Genomic DNA, 11,613 nt, shown 5'->3' on the forward strand with positions numbered 1-11,613 from the left:
TCGCGCCGGGAGGGTGTCGAGAATTGGGGGGAAGGTTTTCTTCGGCCGTCTCCTCCACAAAGAACATAAGACAACAGATAAAAGGTTGGGAAAAATGAAGATTAAGCTCCTGTCCGCCGCCGTCGGCGCAGCAGTTTTCGCTCTTGGCGCCCATGCGGCCTCGGCAACCACTCTTGAAGACGTAAAGGCAAAGGGTTTCGTTCAGTGCGGCGTCAACTCGGGCCTGCTCGGCTTCGCGCAGCCTGACGCTTCCGGCAACTGGGCCGGCTTCGACGTTGATTTCTGCAAGGCCGTCGCTTCCGCCGTCTTCGGCGACCCGACCAAGGTCAAGTACACGCCCCTCTCCGCGAAGGACCGCTTCCCGGCCCTGCAGTCGGGCGAAGTCGACGTTCTCTCGCGTAACACCACCTGGACGATCAACCGCGACACCGCTCTCGGCTTCAACTTCCGTCCGGTCACCTATTACGACGGTCAGGGCTTCATGGTTCGCAAGAGCCTGAACGTGAAGTCGGCTCTCGAACTCTCCGGCGCTGCTGTCTGCGTACAGTCCGGCACGACCACCGAGCTGAACCTCGCCGACTACTTCAAGGCCAACAACCTTCAGTACAACCCGGTCGTTTTCGAAAAGCTCGAAGAAGTCAACGCTGCTTACGACTCCGGCCGTTGCGACGTCTACACGACCGACCAGTCAGGCCTCTACTCGCTGCGTCTGACGCTGAAGAACCCCGACGAGCACATGATCCTTCCGGAGATCATCTCCAAGGAGCCGCTCGGCCCGGCAGTTCGCCAGGGTGACGACCAGTGGTTCGACATCGTGTCCTGGACGGCTTACGCGCTCGTGAATGCTGAAGAGTTCGGCATCACCCAGGCCAACGTCGACGAGATGAAGAACTCGCCGAACCCGGATATCAAGCGCTTCCTCGGCACCGAAGCCGATACCAAGATCGGTACGGACCTCGGCCTGACCAACGAGTGGGCCTACAACGTCATCAAGGGCGTCGGCAACTACAGCGAAGTCTTCGAGCGCAACGTCGGTCAGGGCAGCCCGCTGAAGATCGCGCGTGGCCTCAACGCTCTGTGGAACAAGGGCGGCATCCAGTACGCACCGCCGGTTCGCTAAGCTTTTGACATGAATGCCGGAAAGGCGGGAAACCGCCTTTCCATCTTCCAAGAAAAAAAGCCCAAAAACGGGCACATAGGGGATTAGGCTCGGCATGACGCAAGAGGCTGTGCACACGACACCTTTGCCGGAGAGCCGCTGGACGCTCCAGTCGGCACTTTACGACCCCAAGTTAAGGGGCATCTTTTTCCAGGTTCTGACCGTAGTTCTGCTCGTTGGTTTCATAGCGTGGGTCGCTCACAATACGGCGATCAACCTGCAACGCAGCAACACGGCATCTGGCTTCGCATTTCTCAATGGGCGCGCAGGCTTCGAAATCGGCCAGTCGCTGATCTCCTATTCGAGCGATTCGACCTACGGCCGGGCGCTCGTCGTCGGCATCCTGAACACCATTCTCGTTGCCATCACCGGCATCATCACTGCGACGATCATCGGCTTCATCGTCGGCATCGGACGCCTGTCGCATAACTGGCTGATCGCCAAGCTTTGCACCGTCTATGTCGAGGTGTTCCGCAACATCCCGCCGCTGCTCGTCATCTTCTTCTGGTATTCCGGTGTTCTCGCCGTGCTGCCGCAGCCGCGCGAATCCCTGCACCTGCCCTTCAGCATGTTCCTGAACAACCGCGGCCTCGCCTTCCCGAAGCCGATGTTCGAGGCGGGCATGTGGGTGGTGCTCGCCGCCCTCGTCATCGGCATCATCGCGACCGTGATCACGGCGCGCTGGGCGCACAAGCGTCAGGCCGCGACCGGCAAGCAGTTTCACACGATCTGGGTATCGATCGCGCTGATCGCCGGCCTGCCGATCCTCGCCTTCCTGGCGACCGGCCTGCCGATCTCCTTCGACGTACCCGTGGCCGGCAAGTTCAACCTGACCGGCGGCTCCGTCGTCGGCCCGGAATTCATGTCGCTGTTTTTGGCATTGTCCTTCTACACCGCAGCCTTCATCGCCGAGATCGTGCGTGCCGGTATCCGCGGCGTGCCGAAGGGCCAGTCGGAGGCAGCCGGTGCACTCGGCCTGCATCCGTCCTCGGTCACCCGCCTCGTCGTCGTGCCGCAGGCCTTCCGCATCATCATTCCGCCGCTCACCAGCCAGTATCTGAACCTGACCAAGAATTCGTCGCTGGCAATCGCCGTCGGCTTCTCGGATCTCGTTGCCGTCGGGGGTACGACGCTCAACCAGACCGGCCAGTCGATCGAGGTCGTCGTCGTCTGGATCGTCGTCTATCTCGGGCTCAGCGTGCTCACCTCGCTGTTCATGAACTGGTTCAACGCCAAGATGGCACTGGTGGAGAGATAAGATGTCCGGCTCGAACATTTCTTTCGTCCGCAATGCCATGCTGGAGCCAGAACCGGCTCCGGCAAGCCAGCGCGGCGCAATCGCCTGGATCAGGCGCAACCTGCTCGCAACACCGAAGGACATCGTGCTGACGGTGATTGCGATCGCAGCACTCGCCTGGGTGCTGCCGCACATGATCAACTGGCTGTTCATCCAGGCCGTCTGGACCGGCACCGACCGCACCTTCTGTGCCACGACCGTCCAGGGCGGCACGCAGCCTGATGGATGGAGCGGTGCCTGCTGGGCCTTCGTCAACGCCAAGCTCGATCAGTTCGTCTATGGCCGCTATACGCTCGACGAGCGCTGGCGCCCGACGCTGGTGTTCATCATGTTCGCAGCGCTGCTGACGCCGATGCTGATCCCGTCGATGCCGCGCAAGGGCCTGAACGCGCTGCTGCTGTTCGTTGCCTTGCCGCTCGTGTCGATCTGGCTGCTTTACGGCGGCTTCGGTCTCGAGATCGTCGAGACGCCGCTCTGGGGCGGCCTGTTGGTGACGCTCGTGGTCTCCTTCGTCGGTATCGCAGTGTCGCTGCCCTTCGGCATCATCCTGGCGCTCGGACGGCGTTCGCAGATGCCGGTCGTGAAGATGGTCTGCGTCATCTTCATCGAGGTCATCCGCGGCATTCCGCTGATCACCGTGCTGTTCATGGCAAGCGTCATGCTGCCGCTGTTCCTGCCGCAGGGCTGGAATGTCGACAAGCTGATCCGCGCCGTCATCGGCGTATCGATCTTCGCGTCCGCCTATATGGCCGAAGTCATCCGCGGCGGCCTGCAGGCCATTCCGAAAGGTCAATACGAGGGCGCCGCTTCGCTCGGCCTCGGCTATTGGCAGAAGATGCGGCTGATCATTTTGCCGCAGGCGATCAAGCTCGTGATCCCTGGCATCGTCAACACGTTCATTGGTATGTTCAAGGATACGTCGCTGGTGTCGATCATCAGCATGTTCGACCTGCTCGGCATCGTTCGCCTGAACTTCTCTGACGGCAACTGGGCCTCTGCAGTCACACCATTGACAGGATTGATCTTTGCTGGCTTCGTCTTCTGGATTTTCTGCTTCGGCATGTCGCGCTATTCGGTGTTCATGGAACGCCATCTCGACACCGGCCACAAACGATAAGAATTGAGGGTAACAACTATGGCTGAAGCTAAAAAGCTCACCGTCTCCGCGACCGAGGTCGCCGTCGAAATCACCAACATGAACAAGTGGTATGGCGACTTCCACGTTCTGCGCGACATCAACCTGAAGGTCATGAAGGGCGAGCGCATCGTCATCGCCGGCCCGTCGGGCTCCGGCAAGTCGACGATGATCCGCTGCATCAACCGTCTGGAAGAGCATCAGAAGGGCCAGATCGTCGTCGACGGTACCGAGCTCACCAACGACCTGAAGAAGATCGACGAAGTGCGCCGCGAAGTCGGCATGGTGTTCCAGCACTTCAACCTCTTCCCGCATCTGACGATCCTGGAAAACTGCACGCTGGCGCCGATCTGGGTGCGCAAGATGCCGAAGAAGCAGGCCGAAGAAGTCGCCATGCACTTCCTCAAGCGCGTCAAGATCCCGGAACAGGCCAACAAATATCCGGGCCAGCTTTCCGGTGGTCAGCAGCAGCGCGTAGCGATCGCCCGTTCGCTCTGCATGAACCCCAAGATCATGCTGTTCGATGAGCCGACCTCGGCTCTCGACCCTGAAATGATCAAGGAAGTGCTCGACACCATGGTCGGTCTCGCCGAAGAAGGCATGACCATGCTCTGCGTCACCCACGAAATGGGCTTTGCCCGCCAGGTCGCCAACCGCGTCATCTTCATGGACCAGGGCCAGATCGTCGAACAGAATTCGCCCGCCGAATTCTTCGACAATCCCCAGCACGAGCGCACCAAGCTCTTCCTCAGCCAGATCCTGCACTGAGGCTCAGCCAATTCCAGGAAAAGCCGCCGGATCGCTCCGGCGGCTTTTTTTGTTTGAGCGGGATATCCGTCAGCGGGATGCCAGCGTGCGCAGCATCTTGCAGAGACCGGCAAGACCCGAGTCATAGCCGCCCGCTGCCACGTCGCGGCAGCGCACCAGCATCTTCTTCTGGTCGCTCGGATCCATCCTGCTGAACTCGCGCGCCACGGCACCGGGCGTGATATTGGCACCATTGCCGTTGCTGCCGGTGGCACTGCCGCCGATCCCTAGACCGAGGGTGGCGCCGACGCTGTTGCCGACGTCTGCACCGACATTGGCGTTGATGCCGCTGCGGCCACCGACGGAAGCAGTGACATCGGCGTCGAGCAGCTGGCTGCCGCCTGCCGTTGCACCCACCTTGGCGTTGACGCCGTTGCTGCCGCCAGCGGAGACATCGGCATTGACGTCGGCGAGATTGCTGCTGCTCAGCGCGTTGGCGCCGACCTTGGCCTTGACGCCGTCGCTGCCGCCGACCGTTGCGTCGACATCGGCATCGACAAGGCCTTTCGAGCCGCCGACCGTAGCATTCGTATTGGCGTTGATGCCCTTCGAACCGCCGACCGATGCTCCGACATTGGCACCGAGGCCGCCGGAGCTGCCTGACGACACGCCGACGCTGGCATTCACACCATTGCTGCCGCCGATCGAGATATCAAGCGCGTGAGCAGCGCCGAGCGGCATGACAAAAATCGAGCAGGCGGTTGCGAGAACGGCAAGCCGGGTCCTGGAATAAGCGTAAGTCATTGTACTCCTCCGTTTTCCAAATGCCGGATTTGACCGGCAGCCGAAAATCGAGGGAACGCGCGAACCATCGATCGAGTGGACCGGGCCATTGCAGCCAAGCCCATGGACAGCGAACGTAAGAATATTAGAATTGTTTCACGCAACCAAACCTCTAGGTTAGCGCGAAGAAAAGATCGAAGCCGGCCGCTCCGAAACGGGACACTTTCTCGTCATCAGCGGGCCGTTTGCGAATCGGCGCGCTTCCGGGCCATAGAAAAAAGACTGCGAAATCCTAGTTCTAAGATGCAGCCTTGCCGTTGATGGAGCACTCCGATGAAACTTACCCTTGCCTCAGTTCTGGTCGCTGCAGCACTGCTCTCCGGATGCAATACCGCGGGCGGCGATATCTCCGGCCCCGGCCTGGCACCGATCCCGGGGAGCATCACCTATAACGGCCAGCCGCGCACGAAGCTGACGAAGTCGCCGATCGGCTCCTATTTCCCGCATACATTCGTGGATGCCCGCGGCCGCGAGGTGGAGGAAACCTATATCATCCGCCCGGATCGCAGCCTGATGATCGCCAACCGCGTTTACCGGCCGATCTTCCGCTGGAACGATTGATCCGCCCACATGGAGCGGCTCGCGGCTGCCATCATTGCTCTGACCGCCTGGACTGGCCTTGCCATCCAGCTCGATGCCAGTATCGCGATGTCAGGTTCGGCACCTGAAGCCATATGGGTAATGGTGCGCTACTTCACGATCCTCACCAATCTCGCCGTCGCGCTTGTCATGACGGCGGCAGCTTTCGATCTCAAACGGATCGCCACGCCGCTCGTTCTCGGCGGCGTGACGACGAGCATCATCCTTGTCGGCGTGGTGTTTGCGTTGCTGCTGCGCGGCATGGTGGAGCTCAGCGGCGGGGCGGCCGTGGCCGATGCCCTCAATCACCGCGTCACGCCGCTGCTGATGACCGTCTATTGGCTGATTGCGGTGCGCAAGCGCGCCCTTTCTTCCGCCGCCCCGCTGCTCTGGACACTGCCGCCGCTCGTCTATTTTCCCTATGCGATGATCCGCGGCCGGATCGAAGGGATCTATGCCTACCCCTTCCTCGATATCCATAGCATCGGCTGGGGCGGCGTGCTCCTCCACGCGCTGGCGATGGGTGCCGGCCTGCTGCTGCTCGGCTACGCCATGCTCGCGATCAACCGGCAGGCTCACCGCGCGCTCTAGATCCCCTGCTGGAACAAATAAGAGTGAAAGCCATTCTCCTTTCCACGAGAAGAGGAGTAGAGACAATGACATACGATCCGAACAATCTGAATGATCCGAACCGCCCGCTCAACCCGACGAACGGTCCGGACTTCCGCACCACACCCGTCGGCGCCCGTAAATCCAGCTCCTGGGTCGGCTGGGTCGCAGCCATCGCGGTGATCGCCGTTGCCGCCTTCGCCTATATGGAATGGAACGGCACGCCCGATACCGACCCGCAGACGACGGCTTCGACCAAGAGCGAACCGGCAGCTCCGGCTCCCGCACCGGCAACGCCGATGGCCCCGGCCGACAACAATGCCGCCCCTGCCCCGGCAACCCCGCCGGCACCGGGTGGTGGCGCCACGCAGCAGTAATCTGATCGAAGGCCCGGTGTTCGCACCGGGCCTTCTTCCTTAATACGGTGCAAGCCCGTTAAGCTTACCCGCTAACCCTGATGAAAAGAACGCATTGCCCGCCCGCCCGGCCGGGTCTATCGAATGCCTCACGCCCCTTGTAGCTCAACCGCCAGAGCAGCTGCGTTGTCAGCAGCCGATCCAGGTTCAACTCCTCGGCAGGGGCACCATTCTTCCGCAAGATGCTATCAACTACTGGCGAGCTGCCAGCTCTGCTACCCTGGTCTCATAGCTACAGACTGGCTAGGCACCGGCTTTGCGAAGAACTGATATGTTTGAAGCGCTGTATGGGGCCCGGAGTGGCACCTGAAATCAAATGGCGACCCCTGCAGGACTCGAACCTGCGACCTGCTGCTTAGAAGGCAGCTGCTCTATCCAGTTGAGCTAAGGGGCCGGCCGGCCGCCATTGCGATGGCGGCGAACGCGGTATGCCTGAAATCAGTGCGTCCAGGGCTGCGTGCGGGTATAGCGGAAATTATCCGGATAGGCGACAGTCTGGCGGATCGGGTCCTTCGGCTGCAGCACGCGGTATTCGATGCCGTTGCGCTTGGCATAGGCCTCGGCCAGTTCCTGCGTCTCGAAGGTCAGCTTGACCTGCTGGCGCATGTCGCCGGACGAGGTGTAGCCCATGACCGGATCGATCTTGCGCGGCTGCTCCTGATCGAATTCGAGCACCCAGAGATGCGTCTTGGCCTTGCCGGACTGCATGGCGGTCTTGGCTGGACGGTAGATCTTGGCAGACATCGCGGCATTCGCCTCCGGATAAGCGGTTTCACCCGCGGATATTTCAACCTTCCGCGCCTGATGCGGCACGGTTCTCTGCGCCAGTGATAGCGCAAAGAGATGAATTTTGCTTATCCGCGAATCCGCCGGGTTTCAAGAAAAAAGCCGAGGCAAAGCGAACTGCCGCAGTTCAATTGGAGGCAAGCTTGTCCGCCGGCTTGCGGCAGCGCGAAACGAGGTCGAGCGAAGCGTCGCGAACGCTGGTCTCGACTTCCATCAATCCGAGCACGCTGTGGAACATGTTGTCGTGCGAGGCCGGGTGCTTGGCGCGCTCGGCGATGCAGGCGGTGTCGAGCCGCGTCTCGCTGGCGAATTCATCCGACAGCCACAGCGCCATCGGCACATGCGTCTGCTCGGCGGGCGCGATGAAATAGGGAGCGCCATGCAGATAGATGCCGTTTTCACCGAGCGATTCGCCGTGATCCGAGAGATAGAGCATCGAGCCGGCAAGCTCGCCCTGATGGGCCTTCAGCTTGTCGATGACGGCAGCGATCACCTGGTCGGTCATGACGATCGTGTTGTCATAGGCGTTGGTGACTTCCTCGGGCTTGCAGGTGGCGAAATCGGCGGCGCGGCAATCCGGCGTGAAGCGGCGGGCCGAATCGGGATAGCGCAGGTAATAGGCCGGGCCGTGGCTGCCGAGCTGGTGCAGCACCAGCACGCTGTCGCCCTTCACGTTGGCCAGCCAGTCGTCCAGCTTGTCGAGCAGGATCGTGTCCAGGCATTCGCCATCCTTGCAGAAGCGCGGATCGCGGGTGTCGGGCAGATACTTGTACTTGATGCGGTCGGCGACGCCGTAGGTGCCGGTATCGTTGTCCCACCACTCGACATCGACCTTGGCGTGGCCGAGCACGTCGGTCAGATTGTCGGTCGTCAGGCCCTTGCGGTAATTGTAGACGCCGCGCGGATAGACCGAGAACATGCAGGGGATGGAGACGGCCGTCTCCGTGCCGCAGCTCGTCACATCCGGGAAGAAGGTGACACCACGGGCCTTCATCTCGGGATTGGTGTCGCGGCCGTAGCCGGCCAGCGAGAATTCCTTGCCGCGCGCCGTCTCGCCGGCAACGATCACCAGCACGCGCGGCTTGCCGGGTGCGGCAGGCGGCAGCTGATGCGCATCGGTGCCGATCGGCTGGCGCACGAGGTTCAGGTTATCGCCATAGGTGGCCGTGTAATAGATCGCGCTGCCGATCGGGAAATGCGGATTGATCGTCATCATCATGTCGCGGTGAATGCGCCCGACGGCGGCATAGGTCGGATAGAAGCCCATGCCGACGATCGCGATCAGCGCGATGCAAGGGATGATGACCGCCATGTTGTGCAGGAATTTGCTCGGGAACGGCCGGTGGATAATGCGCACGGCGGCAATCAGTAGCGACGGCACGACGCCCAACAGCAGCATGTAGAGCATGAATTTGCCGGTGATCAGGTGCCCGGCTTCCGACGAGGTGGTCACCGCGGCGTTACGGATCATCTCGCGGTCGATGATCGTTCCGAATCGATCGGTGAACCATGCGGCAGCGACAGCCGCGAGCAGCAGCACGATCAGCACCGGCTTCATCAGATATTTCACCGAAAACGTGACGGCGATCGCCACCGTCAGCGCGATCATTCCGGCGACGAATCCGACGAAGGCCGGCCGGTGGCCGTCGAAATAGACATAGGCCCGGCTCCAGAACGTGTAATTGGCGACGATGAGGATGTAGAGGGAAACGATGACGGCGAGCGTGACGCTGCCGATCGCCGGGCGCCACGACGCCGTCTTCTGTTCTGTTGCCATGCTATCAGGTTCGCTCCGGCGCAGCGGCACTTTACGACTCGCGCCAGCACCGCAATCTCAAAATCGTGGCGACCATGGCGGTGCTTCCTGACACTATCCTGAATGCAAAAGCCGCAACGAAGCACGGGACAAGCGCGTTTTTGATATTGCGGGGTCACGGTGAAGCGTGTATTGCCCCCTTCATTCGGAGTGTAGCGCAGTCTGGTAGCGCATCTGGTTTGGGACCAGAGGGTCGGGAGTTCGAATCTCTCCACTCCGACCATTTCCCTTAAATCTCTATCTTCCGCAGGCGGTGACCCGCCCGAGCAGGAGCCGGTCATGCAAGTCGAAATCCCCTGCCCCAAATGCGGCAAGACACGAATGAACTTCCCGCGTCCGCAGCCGCTCGATGACGACATCATCACCTGCTACAGCTGCAATTTCGAGCTGGGGACCTATGGCTCGGTGAAGGCGAAGATGGCGCGGTTCATGGAACGCGTGCGCCAGGAAGCCGTCGCCCAGGCGCAGGCTGCCCGCAAGAAGCAGTAGGCTTCGTCTCTCTCTATTTCTTGGTGATCGTCGGGCTGGCGGCCTTGTCGCCGACCTTGATGCCGAGCTTCTTGACGATGCCGGCGTTGAGCTCGACGACATATTTCACCGATCCCATCGAATCGATGATGTCTTCCGAATAGGGAACGGCATTTTCCTTGATGTGGCGGATGACGCCGGTGCTGTCGATGAACAGCATGTCGAGCGGCAGGATGGTGTTTTCCATCCACATCGTCACTCGGCGCGACTGGCCGAAATCGAACAGCATGCCGGCATTCTCGGCCATTTCCTTGCGGTACATCAGGCCGTATTGCCGCTGTTCATTGGTCGAGGCGATCTCGACGGTGAAGTTCAGCAGCTTGCCGGATGCCGTCTGGACGACCAGCGGCTCCTTGGCAAAGACCATCTGCTGTTCCTGCTGCGCGAAGCCGGGCACAGGGGCTGCCGTCGCCACAATGAAAAAAAGCGCCAAGAAGGCGCCTTTGATTCTATGCATTGTTCTCATCCTGAACATCAGTGAGCGCGGCTTGCCGGGCTCGGCATATCCGGGTGGATCTCGGCAGCCATCAGACCCTTGTCACCGGGCCCGAAACGCACCAGCACAACCTGGCCCGGGCGCAGCTCGGTCAGGCCGAAACGGCGCAGCGTTTCCATGTGAACGAAGATATCCTCGGTGCCCTCGCCGCGCGTCAGGAAGCCGAAGCCCTTGGTGCGGTTGAACCACTTGACCAGCGCACGCTCAAGGCCGCTCGTGGCGGTCACCTGGACGTGGGTACGAACCGGCGGCAGCTGCGAGGGATGAACCGCTGTGGACTGGTCCATGGAGAGGATCTTGAAGGCCTGATAGCCACGTTCGCGGCGCTGGATCAGCGCGACGATGCGGGTGCCTTCGAGGATCGTCTGGTAGCCATCGCGGCGCAGGCATGTGACGTGAAGAAGTACGTCCTGCATGCCGTTGTCTGGAACGATGAAACCGAAACCCTTGGCAACATCAAACCATTTGACGACACCGGTGATTTCAATGAGATCGACGGCATCCCCCGATAGCTCGTCGAGATCACTGAACTCCTTCGATGAAATCCTATCAGCCATGTCGCCAGCCCCTCATTACGCGTCACACTGTTACGGTTAACTGATTCTTGAAATCAAGATTAACATCTTGGTAACGGATAAGCGCAAGTCCTGTTTTTGGTTATTCCCAGTTGCTGATTTTAGCGGCATGTCTTGCCCGAAGCTGACCATGCGTCACCTATCCGGGCTAGGCTCCAACATTCGAAAGGAAATAGAATGCGTTATCTTCATACCATGGTTCGCGTGAAGGACCTCGACGCCTCGTTGCATTTCTACTGCACATTGTTCGGACTGAAGGAAATCCGCCGTTCCGAGAATGAAAAAGGCCGTTTCACACTCGTTTTCCTTGCTGCCACGGATGATATCGCCGAAGCACAGCAAAAGGGCGCCCCCTGCCTCGAGCTCACCTACAATTGGGATAGCGAGGATTATACGGGCGGACGCAATTTCGGCCACCTCGCTTATGAGGTCGACGATATTTATCAGACCTGCCAGCAGCTGATGGACCAGGGAATCACCATCAACCGTCCGCCGCGCGACGGGCGCATGGCCTTCGTGCGCTCGCCGGATGGAATCTCGATCGAGATTCTGCAGAAGAACGGCAGCCTGCCAGCAGCCGAACCGTGGCTTTCCATGGGCAATACCGGCGCCTGGTAAGCCGGGGCT

General features: G+C 60.6%; 14 protein-coding genes and 3 tRNA genes. 11 read left to right on the plus strand and 6 right to left on the minus strand.

Going from position 1 to position 11,613, the window contains the following annotated elements; translation table 11 throughout:
- The first annotated feature begins 94 nt into the window (after positions 1 to 94).
- The 4 genes from F2982_RS00495 to F2982_RS00510 all read left to right on the plus strand — a co-directional run bounded on the left by F2982_RS00495 (position 95) and on the right by F2982_RS00510 (position 4,359).
- Entirely contained in the window at positions 95 to 1,120 is a 1,026-nt protein-coding gene (locus tag F2982_RS00495; RefSeq protein ID WP_112711693.1) for an amino acid ABC transporter substrate-binding protein, read from the plus strand.
- 94 nt (positions 1,121 to 1,214) lie between these two features.
- Positions 1,215 to 2,417: an amino acid ABC transporter permease gene (locus tag F2982_RS00500; RefSeq protein WP_203428945.1), complete on the plus strand. Its 1,203-nt coding sequence runs from the start codon at positions 1,215 to 1,217 to the stop codon at positions 2,415 to 2,417.
- A 1-nt stretch (position 2,418) separates the two neighbouring features.
- A complete protein-coding gene (locus tag F2982_RS00505) occupies positions 2,419 to 3,573 on the plus strand; it encodes an amino acid ABC transporter permease (protein WP_112711689.1) in 1,155 nt (384 codons plus the stop codon).
- An 18-nt stretch (positions 3,574 to 3,591) separates the two neighbouring features.
- Positions 3,592 to 4,359, plus strand: coding sequence for an amino acid ABC transporter ATP-binding protein (locus tag F2982_RS00510; protein WP_112711687.1), 768 nt, complete (start codon positions 3,592 to 3,594; stop codon positions 4,357 to 4,359).
- Positions 4,360 to 4,428: 69 nt separating this feature from the next.
- Here the strand turns inward: F2982_RS00510 and F2982_RS00515 are convergent, their stop codons facing one another.
- Positions 4,429 to 5,142 carry a hypothetical protein gene (locus F2982_RS00515; protein ID WP_203428946.1) on the minus strand — a complete coding sequence of 238 codons (714 nt, stop codon included), beginning with the start codon at positions 5,140 to 5,142 and terminating at the stop codon, positions 4,429 to 4,431.
- A gap of 312 nt (positions 5,143 to 5,454) precedes the next feature.
- Here F2982_RS00515 and F2982_RS00520 point away from each other — a divergent pair, with 312 nt between their 5' ends.
- From F2982_RS00520 to F2982_RS00535, 4 genes are all read left to right on the plus strand, one after another.
- Complete coding sequence (locus tag F2982_RS00520; protein ID WP_112711683.1) at positions 5,455 to 5,742, plus strand: hypothetical protein; 288 nt, start codon at positions 5,455 to 5,457, stop codon at positions 5,740 to 5,742.
- A gap of 9 nt (positions 5,743 to 5,751) precedes the next feature.
- A complete protein-coding gene (locus F2982_RS00525) occupies positions 5,752 to 6,351 on the plus strand; it encodes a Pr6Pr family membrane protein (RefSeq protein WP_203428947.1) in 600 nt (199 codons plus the stop codon).
- Between the two features lie 65 nt (positions 6,352 to 6,416).
- Positions 6,417 to 6,746 (plus strand): hypothetical protein, encoded by a 330-nt coding sequence (locus F2982_RS00530; RefSeq protein WP_112711679.1) that lies wholly within the window; start codon positions 6,417 to 6,419, stop codon positions 6,744 to 6,746.
- 132 nt (positions 6,747 to 6,878) lie between these two features.
- Positions 6,879 to 6,955: transfer RNA gene (locus F2982_RS00535), tRNA-Thr, on the plus strand.
- Between the two features lie 147 nt (positions 6,956 to 7,102).
- Here the strand turns inward: F2982_RS00535 and F2982_RS00540 are convergent.
- The 3 genes from F2982_RS00540 to F2982_RS00550 all read right to left on the minus strand — a co-directional run bounded on the left by F2982_RS00540 (position 7,103) and on the right by F2982_RS00550 (position 9,348).
- Positions 7,103 to 7,179: transfer RNA gene (locus tag F2982_RS00540), tRNA-Arg, on the minus strand.
- Between the two features lie 44 nt (positions 7,180 to 7,223).
- Positions 7,224 to 7,529 (minus strand): ETC complex I subunit, encoded by a 306-nt coding sequence (locus tag F2982_RS00545; RefSeq protein ID WP_112711677.1) that lies wholly within the window; start codon positions 7,527 to 7,529, stop codon positions 7,224 to 7,226.
- A gap of 169 nt (positions 7,530 to 7,698) precedes the next feature.
- The gene (locus F2982_RS00550) at positions 7,699 to 9,348 is read right to left on the minus strand and encodes a phosphoethanolamine--lipid A transferase (RefSeq protein ID WP_203428948.1); all 1,650 of its coding nucleotides are present in this window, start codon (positions 9,346 to 9,348) and stop codon (positions 7,699 to 7,701) included.
- Positions 9,349 to 9,533: 185 nt separating this feature from the next.
- On the opposite strand from F2982_RS00550, the gene F2982_RS00555 reads away from it, so the two are divergent.
- Both F2982_RS00555 and F2982_RS00560 read left to right on the plus strand, forming a co-directional pair.
- Positions 9,534 to 9,610 (plus strand) — tRNA-Pro (locus F2982_RS00555).
- Positions 9,611 to 9,666: 56 nt separating this feature from the next.
- Positions 9,667 to 9,876 (plus strand): hypothetical protein, encoded by a 210-nt coding sequence (locus tag F2982_RS00560; RefSeq protein WP_130278408.1) that lies wholly within the window; start codon positions 9,667 to 9,669, stop codon positions 9,874 to 9,876.
- 13 nt (positions 9,877 to 9,889) lie between these two features.
- Here the strand turns inward: F2982_RS00560 and F2982_RS00565 are convergent, their stop codons facing one another.
- Positions 9,890 to 10,381, minus strand: coding sequence for a DUF192 domain-containing protein (locus F2982_RS00565; RefSeq protein ID WP_112711935.1), 492 nt, complete (start codon positions 10,379 to 10,381; stop codon positions 9,890 to 9,892).
- 8 nt (positions 10,382 to 10,389) lie between these two features.
- Positions 10,390 to 10,968 (minus strand): cold-shock protein, encoded by a 579-nt coding sequence (locus F2982_RS00570; RefSeq protein WP_112711631.1) that lies wholly within the window; start codon positions 10,966 to 10,968, stop codon positions 10,390 to 10,392.
- A gap of 195 nt (positions 10,969 to 11,163) precedes the next feature.
- Here F2982_RS00570 and gloA point away from each other — a divergent pair, with 195 nt between their 5' ends.
- The gene (gene gloA / locus F2982_RS00575) at positions 11,164 to 11,604 is read left to right on the plus strand and encodes a lactoylglutathione lyase (protein WP_130278410.1); all 441 of its coding nucleotides are present in this window, start codon (positions 11,164 to 11,166) and stop codon (positions 11,602 to 11,604) included.
- Positions 11,605 to 11,613 lie beyond the last annotated feature (9 nt).

It is taken from the genome of Rhizobium sp. BG4 (genome assembly GCF_016864575.1).
In the GTDB taxonomy this organism is placed as follows: Bacteria; Pseudomonadota; Alphaproteobacteria; order Rhizobiales; family Rhizobiaceae; genus Rhizobium.

What these genes read in the sequence shown, in the direction of transcription:
- F2982_RS00525 (WP_203428947.1), top strand. Translation starts at nt 5,752, where the DNA reads ATGGAGCGGCTCGCGGCTGCCATCATTGCTCTGACCGCCTGGACTGGC.
- F2982_RS00500 (WP_203428945.1), top strand. Translation starts at nt 1,215, where the DNA reads ATGACGCAAGAGGCTGTGCACACGACACCTTTGCCGGAGAGCCGCTGG.
- F2982_RS00515 (WP_203428946.1), bottom strand. Translation starts at nt 5,142, where the DNA reads ATGACTTACGCTTATTCCAGGACCCGGCTTGCCGTTCTCGCAACCGCC.
- F2982_RS00495 (WP_112711693.1), top strand. Translation starts at nt 95, where the DNA reads ATGAAGATTAAGCTCCTGTCCGCCGCCGTCGGCGCAGCAGTTTTCGCT.
- F2982_RS00565 (WP_112711935.1), bottom strand. Translation starts at nt 10,381, where the DNA reads ATGAGAACAATGCATAGAATCAAAGGCGCCTTCTTGGCGCTTTTTTTC.
- F2982_RS00550 (WP_203428948.1), bottom strand. Translation starts at nt 9,348, where the DNA reads ATGGCAACAGAACAGAAGACGGCGTCGTGGCGCCCGGCGATCGGCAGC.
- F2982_RS00510 (WP_112711687.1), top strand. Translation starts at nt 3,592, where the DNA reads ATGGCTGAAGCTAAAAAGCTCACCGTCTCCGCGACCGAGGTCGCCGTC.
- F2982_RS00530 (WP_112711679.1), top strand. Translation starts at nt 6,417, where the DNA reads ATGACATACGATCCGAACAATCTGAATGATCCGAACCGCCCGCTCAAC.
- F2982_RS00570 (WP_112711631.1), bottom strand. Translation starts at nt 10,968, where the DNA reads ATGGCTGATAGGATTTCATCGAAGGAGTTCAGTGATCTCGACGAGCTA.
- F2982_RS00505 (WP_112711689.1), top strand. Translation starts at nt 2,419, where the DNA reads ATGTCCGGCTCGAACATTTCTTTCGTCCGCAATGCCATGCTGGAGCCA.
- gloA (WP_130278410.1), top strand. Translation starts at nt 11,164, where the DNA reads ATGCGTTATCTTCATACCATGGTTCGCGTGAAGGACCTCGACGCCTCG.
- F2982_RS00520 (WP_112711683.1), top strand. Translation starts at nt 5,455, where the DNA reads ATGAAACTTACCCTTGCCTCAGTTCTGGTCGCTGCAGCACTGCTCTCC.
- F2982_RS00545 (WP_112711677.1), bottom strand. Translation starts at nt 7,529, where the DNA reads ATGTCTGCCAAGATCTACCGTCCAGCCAAGACCGCCATGCAGTCCGGC.
- F2982_RS00560 (WP_130278408.1), top strand. Translation starts at nt 9,667, where the DNA reads ATGCAAGTCGAAATCCCCTGCCCCAAATGCGGCAAGACACGAATGAAC.